Source organism: Actinoplanes derwentensis (assembly GCF_900104725.1).
Lineage (GTDB): Bacteria > Actinomycetota > Actinomycetes > Mycobacteriales > Micromonosporaceae > Actinoplanes > Actinoplanes derwentensis.
Genome location: NZ_LT629758.1, coordinates 1,210,817 through 1,227,255 on the forward strand (window position 1 = coordinate 1,210,817; position 16,439 = coordinate 1,227,255).

Below are 16,439 nucleotides of genomic sequence, written 5' to 3' on the forward strand. Positions count from 1 at the left end.
TGGCCGCTGACCGACGGGAGATGTGCGCGACCGGGCTATTCGCGAGGCTGGATTCCATGATCGAGCTTCACGAACTGACCAAACGCTATGGGGACCGGACGGCGGTGGACCAGGTCACGGTGACCGTGCCATCGGGAAAGGTCACTGCGCTTCTCGGGCCGAACGGCGCCGGGAAGTCCACCGCTATGCGCATGGTGCTCGGCCTTGACCGGCCCACCTCCGGAACCGCGATGATCGACGGCCGGCGGTACGCCGAGTTGCGGAACCCGCTGCGGCTGGTCGGCGCCCACCTGGACGCGCGTGCCTTCCATCCGCGGCGTACCGGACGCGCCGGTCGGCGCGCGCTGGCCCGCTACAACGGTTTCCCACGAGCCCGGGTCGAGACCGCGATCGACGCGGTGGGGATCGGCACGGTCGCCGGCAAACGTGCCGGGACCTACTCGCTCGGGATGGCGCAGCGACTCGGGATAGCCGGCGCGATGCTCGGCGACCCGAGCACGATCATCCTCGACGAGCCGGTCAACGGCCTCGACGCCGACGGCGTGCGGTGGGTGCGAGGGCTGGTGCGGCGGTGGGCGGGCGACGGACGCACGGTCCTGGTCTCCAGCCATCTGATGAGCGAGGTGGCGCTGATCGCCGACCGCGTCGTGGTGCTCGGCCGAGGCCGGTTGCTCGCGGATGCGACGGTCGCCGAGTTCACCGCCGGGCAGCACGCCGCCGTCGAGGTGGCGGCGGCAGACGACAATTCCTTCCGGCTGCTGGCGGTGGCGCTGGGTGATCACGGGGAGCAGATCGGTGCGGACCGCCTGCGGGTCCACGGCCTGCCCGCGGCGACGGTAGGCCACCGGGCTCAGCAGGCCGGTGCGGTGTTGCGCGAGTTGCGCACCGACGCGCCGAGCCTGGAGGACGCGTATGTGCGCCTGGTCGAGGACGAGGCCGAGTACGTGGCGGTGGCGGCGTGAAGAACGCGATCACCGCCGAGTGGGGCAAGATCTGGTCGCTTCGCTCACCCTGGGGCTGCGTAGTCGCGGCGGTGTTACTTACCGTCGGCATGGCTGCGACGCTGGCCAACGATTTCCTGTACGACGTCACGCAGGGACGCCTGCCCGAATCCGAGACGCTGGCTGTGCTGGATCCGCTGACGCAGGCGATGCAGGTCGGCCAGCTCGCTCTCGTTGCGCTGGCGATGCTGGTGGTCACCTCCGAGTACGGCACCGGAGTGATCCGGTCTACGTTCCTGGCCCGTCCGCGGCGACGTGATGTGTTGCTGGCCAAGACTGCGGTCGCTGCCGTCATGGGTTTCGTGGCCGGTCTGGCAGCAGCGGTGGCCGGTTGGGCGGCGGCCGCGCTGCTGTTGGGTGATCACGCGGGATCCGGTGAACCGGTCGCGGCGTGCCTGCGGCTGGCCGTGGTGGCGATGCTGGCCTGCATGTTCACCGTCGCGGTCGGGTTCCTGCTGCGCAACGCCGCCGGCACCCTGACGACCATGTTCGTGTTGCTCGTCGGCCTGCAACTGGTCGACCCTCGGATCGGCCAGTACCTGCCGGCTGGCGCGGCCGTCGCGTTCGCGGCCGGCGACGGCGTACGCAATCTTTGGGTTCTGGTGGCTTGGACCACCGCCGCCCAACTGGCGGCCGGGCTGCTCCTGGCCCGTCGGGATGCCTAGGCTGTCGGCATGCACGGGTGGGGCCAGTGGTACGTGCTCGCGGCGGTAGCCGTGGTCGTCGGCTGCTTGCTGTGCGGGGGGCGTAGTCGCGTCTGGGCAGCGATCGCGCTGCTCAGCGCGGTGGAGGTGGGCGCCGCGGTCGCCGTCGCGCGCACCCAGGACACCGTGTCCTGGCTGGTCGACCAGGTCGTTGTGGTGCTCGCCGTGTTCGCGGCGTTGACCGGCGTCTACCGCCGGTTGCGTCGCGAGTTCGTCGAGCAGGGCTGGGCGCACGCCCGCGACGCGCGGCTGCACGAGCGCACCCGGATCGCCGCCGACCTGCACGACACGCTCGGGCATGACTTGGCGCTGCTCTCGCTGCAGGCGGCCGGAATCCAGGTGACGGCGCGGGATCCGGGGACCCGGGAGCAGGCCGCGGCGATCCGCGCTGGCTCGGCGGCGGCGATCGAGACCGTACGCCGGATCGTGGATCTGCTGGACGTCGACGCGGACGCCGACGTCGCGGCGGTGCTCGACCGTGCCCGGGAGGCAGGGATGACGCTCGAGGTCAGGGGCACCGTGCCCCGGGAGCCGTTCGTGGCGCGGCTTGTCTCCGAGGCGCTGTCCAATGCTGTTCGGCACGCGCCCGGCGCTGGGGTGACCGTCGCCTTCGCCGGCCGGCGGGTGAGGATTGCCAACCCGGTGCCGGACCAGGCCGCTGCGGGTCGGCCGGGCGCCGGGCTGGCGATGCTGTCGGCGCGTCTCGAACAAGCCGGCGGTTCGCTGACGGCTGGCTCCACCGACGGCATGTTCGAGTTGGTCGCCGACGTGCCAGCCGACATGGGCGAGGACAGTGGCCGGCTCGGCGCCGACTACTGGTCCCGGCGGCGCCGAGTTCGGCGGATGCTGGGCGGCACGGTCTTGATCCCGTTCGCTGTGCTGCTCGTGGTCGCGACCGGCTTCTACACCTGGGCGGTCCGTGACGCGTCGATGGAGGACCGGGTGTTCGCCGGGCTGCGGATCGGCATGCCGGAGACGGCGGCGGTCCGGGTGCTACCCGGGCGGGAGGCACCGGTCCGGTGGGGTGGCCCGAGCAAGCCGGGATGCCGCTACTTCACGGATGGGAACTATCCGCTGGCATACGGGAACTATGTGGTCTGCTTCTCGGGGAACCGGGTGTCCCGGTTGGAAGATCTCACCGGGCGGAATTGATGATCAGAATTTTGCTCGCCGACGATCAGCCGCTGGTGCGCGCCGGGCTGAACACCGTGCTGGCCTCCGACCCTGAACTGCAAGTGGTAGCCGAGGCTGCAGACGGCCGAGCCGCGCTGGCAGGGGTCGAGCGGTCGCGACCGGATGTGGCGCTGCTCGACATCCGGATGCCGGGCATGGACGGCCTGACCGCGGCCGAGTCGCTGCGCGCCAGCCACCCCGCCCTCCGCGTCATGATCATCACGACGTTCGACGAGGACCGGTACATCGCTCGCGCGCTCGACGCAGGGGTACATGGATTCCTGCTCAAATCCGGTGACCCGTACGAGCTGATCGGCGGGATCAAAGCCGCGATGAACGGAGGTACGGTGCTCGCCCCCGCGGTCGCGCACCGGATCGTCCACGTGCTGCACGGGGGTGAACTGCGGAACCGGCTGGCCGCCCGCAGCGGGATACAGACCCTCACCCCCCGGGAGCGAGATGTGCTCGCACTGGTCGGAGCAGGCCTCCCCAACGCCGAAATCGGCCGCCGTCTGCACCTAGCCGAGGGAACCGTGAAAATCCACGTGAGTGCCCTGCTCGGCAAACTCGGCCTCACCAGTCGGGTACAAGCCGCCATCTACGCCTACCGGGCAGGCCTCGCCGAGTAAGGGCCGTTGTCGGCCGCGCATCCGCATCGGCGCCGTGCGGGCAGCGGAGGACGTCGTTGAAGGCCGCCGCGATATTTTCGCTTGGGTCACTGGACGATGGCACTGGCGTTGTCTCAGGTAGTTCGGTCATGCTCGATGTGGAGGATCTCCATGGCTGCAGCGGCGACGTTTCCGATCTTCCATGGGCAGAGGGTGACGTTTCGGAGCGCTTTGAAGGTGATCTTGAGCGGGCTGTTGCCGCGTTCCCCAACCGCATTCCGGTAGCGGCCGTCAGAGCCGGAGGGCTTCGCTCTGGATTTGTGGGAACTGGGCGGCCATCGCCTCGGCCAGGGCGTTCGCGGCGGAGAGCGGCCGGACCATGACCATCAGGTCGTCGATCTGCCCGTTCTCGTCGGTGTGCAGGAAGTCGCAGCCGGTGATCTTCCGGCCGTTCACGGTGGCCTCGAAGACCAGTGCGTGGTGATCCCCGGCGTCGAACTCGCGGACGTACCGGAAGTCTTCGAAGACCCGCAGCACACCCCTCAAGATCGCCGCCGTGATCGGTTTTCCGGGGTAAGGCTTGTGCGCGACCGGGCTGGTGAACACGACGTTCTCGGCGAGCAGTGCCTCGACCGCGGCGCTGTCCCGAGCTTCCACGGCCTGCCGGAAAGGATGCATGACGTCCTCCTGGATAGTCAATTTGTTGACTAGGTGTCTTGACTGTACGCCCTGCCGATGTCCGTCGCCGTCCCGAAACTGCTGAAACCGCGCCCCGCGTGACAGGGCCTGACGACGGTGCGCCCCGTGGATGGACCTGCGCGGGTCGTCTTGAATGGCGGAGAGGGCTGACCCCGATCGGCGGATCACAGTGTCGCCGGTTAACGTGGATCCATCGGCCGGGTGGTAAGGAGACAGCTTCAGCGATGAGCGGTATCGAACGTCTGCCGTCACCGCATGCCTTCTCGGCCGATTCCGAGGTGGGCGCCGACCTCGCCGCCGTCGATTGGGCGGCGACTCCGCTGGGTGAACCGGAGCAGTGGCCGCAGAGCCTGCGGACCGCGGTGAGCATCCTGCTGTCGTCCCGGTTCTCGATGTGGATGGCGTGGGGTCCGGAGCTCACCTTCTTCTGCAACGCGTCCTACCGCCGGCACACGCTGCACGACAAGTACCCGTGGGCGCTCGGCCGCCCGGCCAGCGAGGTATGGGCGGAGATCTGGGGCGACATCGGCCCTCGCATCGACAGAGTGCTCGGCACCGGCGAGGCCACCTGGGACGAAGGGCTGCTGCTCTTCATCAATCGTGCTGGCTATCTCGAGGAGTCGTACCACACGTTCTCCTACAGCCCACTGCGTGACGACGACGGCGCGCTGATCGGCATGTTGTGCGTGGTCAGCGAGGACACCGAGCAGGTCATCGGCGAGCGCCGGATGCGGACGCTGCGCGACCTGGGATCGGACCCGTCGGTGGCCCGCACCGAGCAGGAGATGCTGGCGTTCACTGGTCAGCAGCTCGGCCGGAACCTGGGCGACCTGCCGTTCACTCTCACCTACCTGTTCTCCGATGACGGGCAGGCCCGGCTCACCGCGTCGACCGGGTTCGACGGCGAGCATCCGGCATCGGCACCGGAGACTTGGCCTACCGACAGGGTCGCGGCCGGGGAGACCGTGCTGGTCGAGCTGACCGGGGATCCGTTCGCCGGTCTGCCGTCGGGGGACTGGTCGGAGCCGCCGACGCGAGCGCTGGTGCTGCCACTGCCCCGGCAGGGCGGCACGCCGTACGGTTTCCTCGTCACCGGCCTGAACCGCTACCGCCCGTTCGACGACGGTTACCGCGGTTTCCTGGAACTGGCCGCCGGTCACGTCGCGGCCGGTGTCGCCAGCGCCCGCAGCTACCGCGCCCAGCAGTTGAGGGCCGAGGAACTGGCCGAACTCGACCGGGCCAAGACCACCTTCTTCTCCAACATCAGCCACGAGTTCCGGACCCCCCTGACATTGATCATGGGTCCGGTGGAGGACCTGCGCGCCCGCCTCGAGACAGCCGACGACGAGATCCGCGAGGAGATCGAGGTCATCCACCGCAACGGCCTGCGGCTCGGCAAACTGGTCAACACACTGCTCGACTTCTCCCGGATCGAGGCCGGCCGGATGCAGGCCCGCTACGAGCCGGTCGACCTGTCCGCGGTCACCGCCGAACTGGCCAGTGCCTTCCGGTCGGCGATCGAGCGGGCCGGGCTGGCTTTCGAGGTGGACTGTCCGGCACTGCCCGAACCGGTGTTCGTGGACCCGGGCATGTGGGAGAAAGTCGTCCTCAACCTGCTCAGCAACGCCTTCAAGTTCACCTTCGACGGCGGGGTTCGGGTGACCGTGCGCGCCGACGGGGCCGCCGCGGTCGTCACCGTCACGGACACCGGGGTGGGTGTGTCCGCCGACGAGATGCCCAGGCTGTTCGAGCGGTTCCACCGGATCGAGAACGCCCGCTCCCGATCCAACGAGGGCAGCGGCATCGGTCTGGCGCTGGTCCAGGAACTCGTCCGGCTCCAAGGCGGGACGATCACCGCACAGAGCGAGACCGGCCGCGGTACGTCCTTCACGATCCGCCTCCCGTTCGGCCACGCACACCTCCCCGCCGGCGCCGGCGTCTCGGGGGAGAGTGGTGCTCCCGGTCTCTCGGCCGCCGCCGGCCCTTTCCTGCAGGAAGCCCTGCGCTGGCTGCCGCCCGGGAACGACCCGACGCCCTCCGAGCCCGGCGACAGCCCCGTGCCGCTGCCGGAACCGATCCCCGGCGGCGGGACCAGAACCGGCGCGTCGGTGCTGGTCGCCGACGACAACGCGGACATGCGTGACTACCTGACCCGGCTGCTGCGCTCGGCCGGCCACCGGGTGACCGCGGTCGTCGACGGCCAGTACGCCCTTGAAGCCGCCCGCGCCGACGTGCCCGACATCGTGGTCAGCGACGTGATGATGCCCCGGCTCGACGGATTGCAGCTGGTCGCGGCCCTGCGATCGGACCCGCGTACAGCCGGCACACCGGTGCTGCTGCTGTCCGCCCGCGCCGGCCAGGAGGCGTCGATCGAGGGCCTGGACGCGGGCGCTGACGACTACCTGTTCAAACCGTTCTCCGCCGCCGAACTCCTCGCCCGGGTCCGGGCCAACGTCGACCTGGCCCGGCTGCGCAACCATCACGCGCGCTGGCGGACGGCGCTGATCGACTCCCTCCAGGAGGCGTTCTTCGTCTGCGACGAGAGCGGCGCGATCATCGAGATCAACAGCGCTTTCACCGACATCCTGGGGTACGGGCCGGAAGGCCTGCCCTACCTCCCGGTACACCCGTGGTGGCCGGACCGGGACGCCGACGCCGAGGGGCACCGTGCCGTGGCCGATGCCTTCGCCACGCTGCTCGACCAGCCGTTCGGCGCCTACACCATCCCGGCCGTGCACCGCGACGGGCGACGGCTGTGGGCAGCAGCCGCCTTCAACCAGGTCCGCGACCCGGAGTCCGGACGCCGTGTCATCGTCGGCACCTTCCGCGACGTCACCGCCGAGCATCATGCCGTCCAGCGCGACGGTGCCCTCGCCGCCCTGGGCCTGCGCCTGTCCGAAGCCGAGAACGTCGACGGCGCACTCACCGCGGTGCTGGCCGAGATGAAGGAGATCTGGCAGGCGGCGTACGTGCTGGCGGCCGTCTTCAACGACACCGGCAGCCCCGTCGTCACCGCCACCGACCCCACCCTGACCTGGGCGGAGCTTCCCGAACAGCGGCGTGCCCTCCTGCTGGCACTGCGCAGCCGCCCGGCGCTCACCCCGGTCACCGAGGAACACGCCGGCAGCGGCATCGCCCTCGAACACCCCGACGGCACCATGGTCCTGTGGATCGAACCCGGCCCCGCCCGCCCGTTCTCCGCACCCGACGAGACCCTGCTGGCCCTGCTCGCCGGGCACCTCGGCCAAGGCCTCAACCGGATCCACCAGATCGACCAGCAGCGCGAGACCGCCCTGGCCCTGCAACACGCCATCCTCGGCCCCGACCGGCTGCCGAACGGTTTCGCGGTCCGTTACGAGCCGGCGACCAGGCCGTTGAAGGTCGGCGGTGACTGGTACGACACGATCGAACTCGCCGACGGCCGGATCGGCATCGTCGTCGGCGACTGCGTCGGGCACGGCCTGGAAGCGGCCACCGTCATGGGCCAGCTCCGCAGCGCCTGCCGCGCGCTGCTGCTCCGGGACTCCAGCCCGGCCCGCACCCTGATGTCCCTCGACGTCTTCGCCGCCATGTTGCCCGGCGCGGCCTGCGCCACCGTCTTCTGCGGGGTTCTCGACCCCGGCACCGGCCACCTGGTCTACTCCAGCGCCGGACACCCGCCGGCCATCGTCGGCCGTCCCGACGGCAGCACCCACCTCCTCGACCAGGGCAGATCCAGGCCCGTCGCGGTACGTGCCGGCAACGACCGTCCCGAAGCCGAGTACATCGTGCCCGCCCGCGCCACGCTCCTGCTCTACACCGACGGTCTCGTCGAGCGCCGCCGCCGTCCGCTGTCCAGCGGCATCGGCGAGGCCAGCACCGCAGTCCAGCACGGCCTCGGCACCCCGATCGAGGACCTGGCCACCGAGATCATGCACCGGCTCACCCCCGACAACGGTTACGACGACGACGTGGCCGTTCTCCTCTACCGGCACCCCGGCCCCCTCGATCTGGAATTCCCCGCCGAATCGGGCCGGCTCGCGCCCGTCCGGTCGGCACTGCGCGGCTGGCTCGAACGATGCGGCATCGACCCGGCGACCACCCAGAACATCCTGGTGGCAGCGGGCGAGGCGTGCGCCAACGCGATCGAGCACGGCCACCGCGACAGCCCCGGTGGCCGCATCCGGCTGCGAGCCGCCGCCACCGCCGCCGACCTGCGCCTCGTCGTCACGGACACCGGCATGTGGAAGAACCCCGACCCGGACGCCAACCCGTACCGCGGCCGCGGGCTGAAACTGATGCGCGCTTTCATGCAGGCCGTCACCGTGACCTCCGGAACCACCGGCACCATCGTCGACATGCAGGCGAGGATCTCCTGATGACCACCGCGCTCACTCTCACCACCGGCCCTGGGACGGTCCTGACGGCGGCCGGTGAGATCGACATGAGCAACGCCGAGACCTTCGCCGTGGCACTGACGTCGGCGGTGACCCTGGCGGCCGGAATGCCGCTGACGGTGGACCTGACCGCGGTGGAGTACCTCGACAGTGCCGGCCTGGCGGCACTGTTCGTCCAGGCGGACCACATCGAGGTGCTGACCGGCCCGCTGCTGGCCCCGCTGCTGGAGATCTCCGGCCTGGCCGAACTGACGACGGTCCGCTCGGCCTGACGGCTCCGCCCGCACCGGCCGGGAATCCACACCCGAGCCGGTCAGGAATCGAGAAGCCCCAGGTCGGTGCGACTGAATAGCGTTCTCTCGGTAGGCAGACAGCCGCACCTGAGAGGGCGTCATGCAGAAAAAGATCAGGCAGTTCCACCGATGGACGTCGATCGTCTTCACCGCCACCGCCGTAGCCACGTTCATCGCGCTCGCACTGGAGAACCCGGTGGAGTGGGTGTCGTACACGCCTCTGCTGCCGTTGTTCCTCCTGATGGTCACCGGGCTGTACCTGTTCGCACTGCCCTACACCCGACGGCGTGTGAGCGGAGCCCGGGCAGACCGATGATCAGGGCCGTACCCACCGTGACGTGCATGCCCAACAGCGCCAGAGCGGTGTCCCGGTCGACGGCCGAAGTCAGAGGGCCGGCCAGGGACAACAGCAGCACGACCGAGGCAACATATCGATAGGAGCCACGTCTTCCGGCCCGCTCCAGCAGCGCCAGGAGAACCCAGGCGGCCAGGCCGGCGAGCGCCGCGGCGGCGAGGACGGCGAGCGGGCCGATCCGCTGCACGGTGCCGCCCTGATCGACCAGGAGGTCGTGGCCGGGCAGCGGGCTGTTGACGGCCCACAGCAACAGGGCTGCCGCGGCGGCGATGGTGACGGTGAGGGCTCGGCTCGTACGTGTGTTCGTCATGCCAATGAGAATGCCCCGCGGACCCGGGTGCCCGCATTGGGCTTTGGTAGCTGTCGAACACCTACTTTGGTAGGTGTCGGGGCGCGTCCCCCGCCGGATAGCCTCGGGCCGTGACCGACGATCAGCGCACCCCTGACCAGCCCGCCGTGGCTGAGCCGGTTGCTGGCCGTCCGGGGGAGGATCGGGTGCGTCCCGGGGCCGTGGCCACCGTCATGGCCGCGGCCGGGCTGCTCATCGCGGTGACGATCGTCGGCGGGTGGAGCGGGCAGGCATCCGGGCGGCTCCTCGCGCTCGACCTCGTCGTGGGGGTGCTCGCCTGGGCGGCGACACCTCTACTCCTGTGGCGGCCGGTCGCCGCGACCGTCCTGCTGGGACTGCTCGCGGCGTTCTCACCGGCGGCGACACCACCTGCCACGATGGGCGCGCTGCAGGTGGCCCGGCAACGGCGACTCCCGGCGGCGATCGTGGTGGGCACGATCGGCCTCGCCGCCCACGCGGTGCAGGGGGCATGGCGGGTCAACGGCGGGATGTCGTACGGGTGGTGGCTGGTGTTGATCACCATCGCCTACGGTGCGCTGCTCGGCTGGGGAGCCTGGGCGCAGGCCCGAGAGGCGCTGATCCACTCGCTGAAGGAGCGCGCCCGTCGCGCCGAGGCCGAACAGGGCCGGCGGGTGGCCGAGGCGCGGATGCTGGAGCGCCGCCGCATCGCCCGGGAGATGCACGACGTGCTGGCGCACCGGCTGTCGTTGCTGGCCACGTTCGCCGGGGCGATGGAATACCGGCCGGACTCCCCACCCGAGCAGCTCTCCAAAGCGGCCGGCATCGTCCGTGCTGGTGTGCACCAGGCCTTGGAGGAACTGCGCGACGTGATCTCGCTGCTGCGCGACGACGATCAGGACGGCGACGACCGCAACCGCCCGCAGCCGGTGCTGGCCGACATGCCCCGCCTGGTGGAGGAGTCCCGCGCTGCCGGCACCACGGTCCTGCTGCATTACGCCGTCGAAGCTCCGGCTGAGGCGCCGCCCGCGGTGGCTCGAACCGCTTACCGGGTCGTCCAGGAGGCGCTGACGAACGCCCGCAAACACGCCCCCGGCCAGCAAGTGCGTCTGGACCTGCGCGGTGCTCCCGGAATCGGGCTGGAGATCGACGTGCGTAATCCGCTGCCCACCACCCCACCCACTTGGCCCGGAGCTCCTGCTTCCAACGGCCTTGTGTCCAACGGCATTGCTTCCAGCGACCCTGGTTCCAACGGTCTTGCCTGGAGCAGCTTTGCCTCGAACGGCCCGGCTTTCGGCTGGTCCGGAGGTGCCGGCTTGGTGGGCTTGACCGAACGAGTCAGCCTGGCTGGCGGCACCCTGGACCACGATGAAGCCGACGGCGACTTCCACCTGCACGCATCGATACCATGGCCGCCATGACCGCGCCCACCCATACCGGCTCGATGGCCGGCGCAGTGTCATTCGCTCAAGCTGGGATCGTGGGCCGTCTGGCCGATTCGTGCCGGTGTTGCGGACGGGGTGATCTGCCGGTTGAGACTGGTGTCGATGGCCGGGTGGGCTTGCCTGTTCACGACCGTGTTGTGGGTGACGGGGGCCGGGGGCGTTTCGTGAGTTCGGAACCGGTGTCGGTGTGAAACCGATCGTTCGGGTGCTGGTGGTCGACGATGATGCCCTCGTTCGGGCCGGGTTGACCATGATGCTTGACGGGGCCGACGGTATCGCGGTGGTCGGTGAGGCGTCCGACGGTGACCAAGTGCAGGGCGCGGCCGACGTGCACGGGCCCGACGTGGTGTTGATGGATCTGCGGATGCCCCGGGTCGACGGCATCACTGCCACCCGGCGGCTGCGGTCCAGGCCGCGGCCGCCTGAGGTGATCGTGCTGACCACGTTCGACACCGACGAGAACATCCTGCACGCGCTGCGGGCCGGGGCCAGTGGTTTCCTGCTCAAGGACACCCCACCGGCGCGTATCGCCGAGGCGGTTCGGCAGGTGGCGGCCGGTGAGCCGATTCTGTCCCCGCGGATCACCCGCCGCCTGATGGACAAGGTGACCGTGCAGGCCGGTGCCTACAGCTCGGCCCGTGCGAGCCTGGCCGGCTTGAGCCCTCGCGAACGCGACGTGGCCCTGGCGATCGGTCGCGGCCACGGCAACGCGGAGATCGGTGCCGCCCTCGACATGACCCTGGCCACGGTCAAGTCACACGTCTCCCACATCCTGACGAAACTGTCCCTCGGTAACCGAACCCAGATCGCCCTCTTGGTTCACGACGCAGGCCTGGTCTGAGGGTGCCGCCGGGATCGTGATTCACGATGCCGGGCTGCTCGGACGGCATCGCCCGGCAATCGATCGACGATACCGGGCTGCTCTGACGGCGCTGGCGGGATGGTGATCCGCGGTGCTGAGCTGGCTTGCCGGCATCGATGGGAATCCGATCCACGACTGCGGCTTGATTCGACGGGTGCCGAGATCGTGGTTCACGAGGGTGGGCTGTCGGTGTCCGGGTTCTGGTCGCGGCGGACGGGGGTGGCCGACTTCGACCAGCTTGCGAGTACCTTGCGGGCTGTCTCTTGTGGGGTCAGGGTGCTGCCGTTGATGAGTACGTCCTCCAAGGCTGCTTCGTGGAGAACCCGGTCGAGGTGGGTGGCTCGGTCCAGGAACCACTTCAGCGCGGCCGGGTTGGTTTCGTGACGGCGGTGGAGTCTCACCCGTACCGTCGCGAGGTTGATCTGGAGACGGCAGACCGTCAGCGAAACGCCCACCGCTGCCTCGTAGTCGTCGCGTTCTGTTCGGCTCTCCACCACCCCGGCCAGAATCAGCCGCCGTGCGCCTGCCTCCCGGAAACCGGTGGTCACCGCGCGCAGATTGCGCAGCGTGAGCCCATGGTGGAAAGGGTCGCCGGGTGGGCTCGGCCAGGACCGTCGCAACCAGTCCACGTCGATCACCGCATGCGGCACCGTCTGCTCGGTCAGCAGGTCGCCGACGGCCTCCGCGACCGTCGTTTTACCGGCACCGACCGTGCCGGTGATCAGCAGGGCCTCGGTCATCGCAACCACTCCGTTCGGTATCGGTGGCGGATCACCCGGTGGGGGCGCGAGGCCGGGGCACGGGATCGCGACGGGCTCAGCGGGGATCGGGTCTGTGGGCTCACGGGGACTGCTGCCCTGATGCTGCCACCTTTTCGGGGCGGGCCAGAACTGCGGCTACCAACAGTGCGACCAGGGCGGTCACCAGCGTCGCGGTGGAAATGCTGGTCGTGGCGGTCAGAGAACCCGCCGCTACCGGGGCGATGGCCAGGCCACCCGTGTAGGCGAGGTTGTAAAGGGCGTATGCCGCGCCGTACGACGGGGGAGTCCTGCTTTCGGCCAAGGTTCCCACCAGGGCCAGAGTGGGGGCTAGGACCAGCTGGGCGCCGACGGCCACCAGGGCCAGCCCGGTTATGGACCACGGTGGTGAGTGCCGGCCGGCCAGGAGGAAACCGGCCGCGGTGATCAGGGCTCCGGCGGCGGCCACCCGCTGCGGGGATGTCCGGTCGGCGAGCGCGCCGGCGAGTGGGGCCGCCGCCGAACCGGCCAGGGCCGCGCCGGCGAACGCGAGTCCGATGCCGGTGCTGCCCAGGCCCAGGTCGAACAGGTGCAGTGGCAGGACCGGTTCCGGGAAGGCGATGGCCGTCGCGCCCAGCACCGTCAGAGCTGCCAGCAGCGGGAACCGGGGTGCGGTCGCCAGCTCACGGTAGACGCCGCCGGTGCGAACGTGGTGGGGGATCCGGCGGATCAGCAGGATACGGGCCGCGGCGTCGGCCAATGCTAGTGCCGCCACTACCAGGAACGGGGCGCGTGGGCCGAAAGCATCTGCCAGTGGGCCGCCGATCGCGGGTCCCAGCAGGACACCGATCCCGATGGCGGACAGCGCGGTGCCCATGGCGCGGCCGCGCTGTTCCGGAGGGTGGGTGGCGGCGATCAGTGACAGGCCGGCGGTCCACGAGACGGCCGCGGCCATTCCCTGTGCGGCCCGGGCGGCGCAGAGCAAGGTCAGGCCGTAGCTTCCGTCCAAGCCGGTGGCCAGGGCGAACAGGAGGGTGGCGACGGCCAGACCGGCCAGCCCGGCGACGAACGGGGTGCGGGGGCCGGCGCGGTCGACCCAGATGCCGACGGGTGGGATGGCCAAGAGCATGGCGATGGCGTACGCGCCGAAGAGCAGTCCGGACGCCATGACCGAACCGTCGACGGCCGGAAGTGTGGGCAGGATCGGGACGAGGGCGCCGTACAGGAACATGTCGACGCCCAGCGCGAGGGCGGTGACGCCGAGCGCTGCCGCCGGCCTGGGCCCGGTCATCGGATCAGCTCGCCGGGGGAAGCGGGGGAGACAGGGGTGGCGGGAGAGACGGGGAAGATGGGGAATGCGGTTGCGTCGCTGGGCAGCAGGGCCGGGTCAGTGGCGGCCAGGAGCGCGGTTCCGCACATCCATGCGATGACGTGTGAGGCGGTCTGGGCGGCCGGGTCCGGCTCGGACTGGCTGGTCTGTCCGGACGAACCGGCCGGTTTGAAGGAGGAAGCTGGGTCCGCAGACTTGGCCGGATCCGTGGAAAGGGCCGGTGTGGCGAAGGTGGCCGACAACCGGTCTCGCCAGTCGCGGAGGGCGGCGGATTTTCCGGTGGTGGCGCCGGGGGCCGAGGCCAGGGAGATGTCGGCGTTGACCGTGATGGTGAGCAGAGCCCGGAACCGGTCGTCGTGGCGGAGCCGGTCGAGCCAGGTGGTCAAGAACGCGGCCAGCCCAGTGTCGAGCGCGGCCCAGACCGGTGCGGTGACCGACTCCCAGGAGTGGGTGACGACTGCTGTGTAGAGGTCGGTCTTGTCGGTGAAATGGTGGTAGAGGGCGCCTCGGGTGACCCCGGCCCGCTGGGCTATATCGGTCAGGCGGGCGGCGTTGACGCCCTGCTCGGCGAAGACGAAGAGGGCTGCGTCGAGCAGGGCGTCACGGGTCAGGGCGGTGTCTTCCGCGGTGCGTCGCACGCCACAAACATACATGCACGCGTGTATGTAAAGCTAGCCCTCGAACTGGTACCGGCTGAGCAGAGCGCCGGAAGGGCTGGCGACCGCCTCGGCGAGCCGCCATCGCCGGGTGTGGCCGTCGTTCTCGAAGAGGTGGCGGCCGCCATCCGCGACCACCGGGGTGGTGACCAGCCGAAGTTCGTCGACCAGGTTCGCGGCGAGCAGGCTCCGCGCGAGCCGGATGCTGCCGTGGATGCCGATGTCGCCGCCGGCCTGCTGCTTGAGGTCGCGGACGAGTTCGGTCAGGGGCCGGGAGATGGTGCCGGCCGGTTCGAAGGCCAGGGGCTGGGAGTTGGTGGCGGTGGCTGCGACCGGCTGCTGGGAGTTGACGACCGTGGTGGTGGCGGGTTCGGTGGCCGGCTGCGGGGAGGTGACGACCGTGGTCGCGGCCCACTCGACGATCGGGGGCCGGGAAGTGGCGACGAACTTGCGGACCTTGTTGATGAACGTCGCGAACGGCTCGTCGGTGGCGGTCGGCCAGTACGGTGCCCAGTCGTCGTAGGTGCGCCGGCCGAGGAGTACCGCGTCCTGGGTGGCGATGGTCTGGGCCAGGAAGTCGTCGATGGTGTCGTCCCAGTTCAGGACGTAGTGGTCGGGGTTCTCGGCGACGCCGTCGAGGGACAGCAGGCTGTAGAGGACAACTTTGCGCATACGGGTAGGACCGGTCGGCGGCCGGAAACTCATCGCTGCTGGGCGTTCACATGGATCAATTTCGTAACACCGTGAACATCTTGCCGAAAACGTTTTCGTAAGGCAGCGTACCGATCAGGCGACCCGCATCACCGGGGCAGATGCGCGAAGTCCGCCCGGCGAACTCTCGTGAACTGAAACGCCGGGTGACTCCTTATCCAAGGCATCGATGTTTGTCGATACATAACCGGCAAGGGAGGTTCCGTGAGAACGAGACGGCTCGTGACACTCGTCGCCGCGCTGCTGGCGATCGTGCTCGCCCCGGCCGCGGCACAGGCGGCACCCGCCACCTGGAGCCCGCCGTCCAACCTGGTCACTCCACTGAACCAGGTCTGGCAGCACCAGGAGCAGACCTACAACGGCGGCAATCTCTACGGGTTCCGCAACTACGGCTGGGACCAGATCATGGCCAACGGCGGGTACGTCAACTACTGCGTCCGCTGGGACTCCACGGCGACCGTGACCGCCGCTCAGCGTGACCAGATCCACGCCACTCTCGCCCGTCAGCACAAGAAGTGGATGGACGAGTTGGTCGGGCACAACGCCTGGCCGTACGGGGACGTCCCGGTGAAAGTGGTCGGCTGGGCCGTACGAAATCGGTCGCAGTTGCAGTGGACCGACACCAGCGTGGACATCTACGTCAACGACATCCGGGAGAACGCCCCGCAGTGTTCGGTGCCGTGCGGGCGCTTCTTCAACCAGAACGGGCAGTACCCCAACTGCCCGGGTGGTTACGCCCGCCACTACGACCAGTCACTGTGGCTGACCGACGGATTCGGCGGCGGCGCCGGCGGTGACTGGGGACAGCGGGTCGGCCGGGAGTACTACATGGCCAACCTCAACACGGTCAACGTGCACATCCTGTTGCACGAAATCGGTCATACCTGGGGTCTGGACGACTTCTACGACTGGACGCCGACCGGTGTCAGCAACTTCATCATGCTCGCCGGCAGCTCCACGTCGATCACCGCGTTCGACGGCTGGATGCTGCGTGACTGGTGGCGGCACCTGAAGAGCCGCTACGGCTACTGATAGCGCCGTCCCCCTGTTGTGAACCCGTCCCGGCCGGGCCCGACCCGGCCGGGACACCGGCGAAGAAGCCGGCCCGCACCCCGGCGGAAAACCCGCCCGCACACCGGCCACGACCCGGCCTCTACCCCGGCCCGTACTCCGGTCGTGACC

At 69.7% G+C, this 16,439-nt stretch carries 15 protein-coding genes and 1 pseudogene; 9 read left to right on the forward strand and 7 right to left on the reverse strand.

Annotated features, from left to right (window positions below; genetic code table 11):
- Nucleotides 1–56: 56 nt before the first annotated feature.
- From BLU81_RS05345 to BLU81_RS05360, 4 genes are read left to right on the forward strand one after another with little or no spacing between them, the layout of a single operon-like run.
- A complete protein-coding gene (locus BLU81_RS05345; protein WP_092542160.1) occupies nucleotides 57–962 on the forward strand; it encodes an ATP-binding cassette domain-containing protein in 906 nt (301 codons plus the stop codon).
- Nucleotides 959–1,666, forward strand: a complete 708-nt coding sequence (locus BLU81_RS05350; protein WP_092542162.1) for a hypothetical protein — start codon at nucleotides 959–961, stop codon at nucleotides 1,664–1,666. The genes BLU81_RS05345 and BLU81_RS05350 overlap by 4 nt, the downstream gene beginning before the upstream one ends.
- A 9-nt stretch (nucleotides 1,667–1,675) precedes the next feature.
- Entirely contained in the window at nucleotides 1,676–2,857 is a 1,182-nt protein-coding gene (locus BLU81_RS05355) for a sensor histidine kinase (protein WP_092542164.1), read from the forward strand.
- Nucleotides 2,857–3,507: a response regulator gene (locus BLU81_RS05360; RefSeq protein WP_092542166.1), complete on the forward strand. Its 651-nt coding sequence runs from the start codon at nucleotides 2,857–2,859 to the stop codon at nucleotides 3,505–3,507. Before BLU81_RS05355 ends, BLU81_RS05360 begins: the two co-directional genes overlap by 1 nt.
- A 113-nt stretch (nucleotides 3,508–3,620) precedes the next feature.
- On the opposite strand, the pseudogene BLU81_RS49085 reads toward BLU81_RS05360, so the two are convergent.
- A pseudogene (locus tag BLU81_RS49085) lies at nucleotides 3,621–3,761 on the reverse strand (IS5/IS1182 family transposase); the annotation flags it as partial.
- 16 nt (nucleotides 3,762–3,777) lie between these two features.
- Nucleotides 3,778–4,164, reverse strand: a complete 387-nt coding sequence (locus tag BLU81_RS05365) for a nuclear transport factor 2 family protein (RefSeq protein ID WP_092542168.1) — start codon at nucleotides 4,162–4,164, stop codon at nucleotides 3,778–3,780.
- 245 nt (nucleotides 4,165–4,409) lie between these two features.
- Here BLU81_RS05365 and BLU81_RS05370 point away from each other — a divergent pair, with 245 nt between their 5' ends.
- Both BLU81_RS05370 and BLU81_RS05375 read left to right on the forward strand, forming a co-directional pair.
- On the forward strand, nucleotides 4,410–8,543 hold the full coding sequence (locus BLU81_RS05370) for a SpoIIE family protein phosphatase (protein WP_092542170.1): 4,134 nt from the start codon (nucleotides 4,410–4,412) through the stop codon (nucleotides 8,541–8,543).
- The gene (locus BLU81_RS05375; protein ID WP_092542172.1) at nucleotides 8,543–8,833 is read left to right on the forward strand and encodes an STAS domain-containing protein; all 291 of its coding nucleotides are present in this window, start codon (nucleotides 8,543–8,545) and stop codon (nucleotides 8,831–8,833) included. Before BLU81_RS05370 ends, BLU81_RS05375 begins: the two co-directional genes overlap by 1 nt.
- A 266-nt stretch (nucleotides 8,834–9,099) precedes the next feature.
- On the opposite strand, the gene BLU81_RS05385 is transcribed toward BLU81_RS05375, so the two are convergent.
- The gene (locus BLU81_RS05385) at nucleotides 9,100–9,519 is read right to left on the reverse strand and encodes a DUF6069 family protein (protein WP_231954193.1); all 420 of its coding nucleotides are present in this window, start codon (nucleotides 9,517–9,519) and stop codon (nucleotides 9,100–9,102) included.
- Between the two features lie 110 nt (nucleotides 9,520–9,629).
- Between BLU81_RS05385 and BLU81_RS05390 the strand changes: the two genes are divergently transcribed.
- Both BLU81_RS05390 and BLU81_RS05395 read left to right on the forward strand, forming a co-directional pair.
- Complete coding sequence (locus tag BLU81_RS05390; RefSeq protein ID WP_231954194.1) at nucleotides 9,630–10,937, forward strand: sensor histidine kinase; 1,308 nt, start codon at nucleotides 9,630–9,632, stop codon at nucleotides 10,935–10,937.
- Between the two features lie 211 nt (nucleotides 10,938–11,148).
- On the forward strand, nucleotides 11,149–11,802 hold the full coding sequence (locus BLU81_RS05395; RefSeq protein WP_092542178.1) for a response regulator: 654 nt from the start codon (nucleotides 11,149–11,151) through the stop codon (nucleotides 11,800–11,802).
- Nucleotides 11,803–11,993: 191 nt separating this feature from the next.
- Here BLU81_RS05395 and BLU81_RS05400 read toward each other — a convergent pair whose 3' ends face one another.
- The 4 genes from BLU81_RS05400 to BLU81_RS05415 all read right to left on the reverse strand — a co-directional run bounded on the left by BLU81_RS05400 (nucleotide 11,994) and on the right by BLU81_RS05415 (nucleotide 15,218).
- Nucleotides 11,994–12,563, reverse strand: a complete 570-nt coding sequence (locus tag BLU81_RS05400; protein ID WP_092542180.1) for an adenylyl-sulfate kinase — start codon at nucleotides 12,561–12,563, stop codon at nucleotides 11,994–11,996.
- A 100-nt stretch (nucleotides 12,564–12,663) separates the two neighbouring features.
- Nucleotides 12,664–13,851 (reverse strand): MFS transporter, encoded by a 1,188-nt coding sequence (locus BLU81_RS05405; RefSeq protein WP_092542182.1) that lies wholly within the window; start codon nucleotides 13,849–13,851, stop codon nucleotides 12,664–12,666.
- Nucleotides 13,848–14,528, reverse strand: a complete 681-nt coding sequence (locus BLU81_RS05410; protein WP_172890495.1) for a TetR/AcrR family transcriptional regulator — start codon at nucleotides 14,526–14,528, stop codon at nucleotides 13,848–13,850. Before BLU81_RS05410 ends, BLU81_RS05405 begins: the two co-directional genes overlap by 4 nt.
- A 33-nt stretch (nucleotides 14,529–14,561) precedes the next feature.
- On the reverse strand, nucleotides 14,562–15,218 hold the full coding sequence (locus tag BLU81_RS05415; protein ID WP_092542186.1) for a dihydrofolate reductase family protein: 657 nt from the start codon (nucleotides 15,216–15,218) through the stop codon (nucleotides 14,562–14,564).
- A gap of 243 nt (nucleotides 15,219–15,461) precedes the next feature.
- On the opposite strand from BLU81_RS05415, the gene BLU81_RS05420 reads away from it, so the two are divergent.
- A complete protein-coding gene (locus BLU81_RS05420; RefSeq protein WP_172890496.1) occupies nucleotides 15,462–16,289 on the forward strand; it encodes a hypothetical protein in 828 nt (275 codons plus the stop codon).
- The last annotated feature ends 150 nt before the right edge of the window (nucleotides 16,290–16,439 follow it).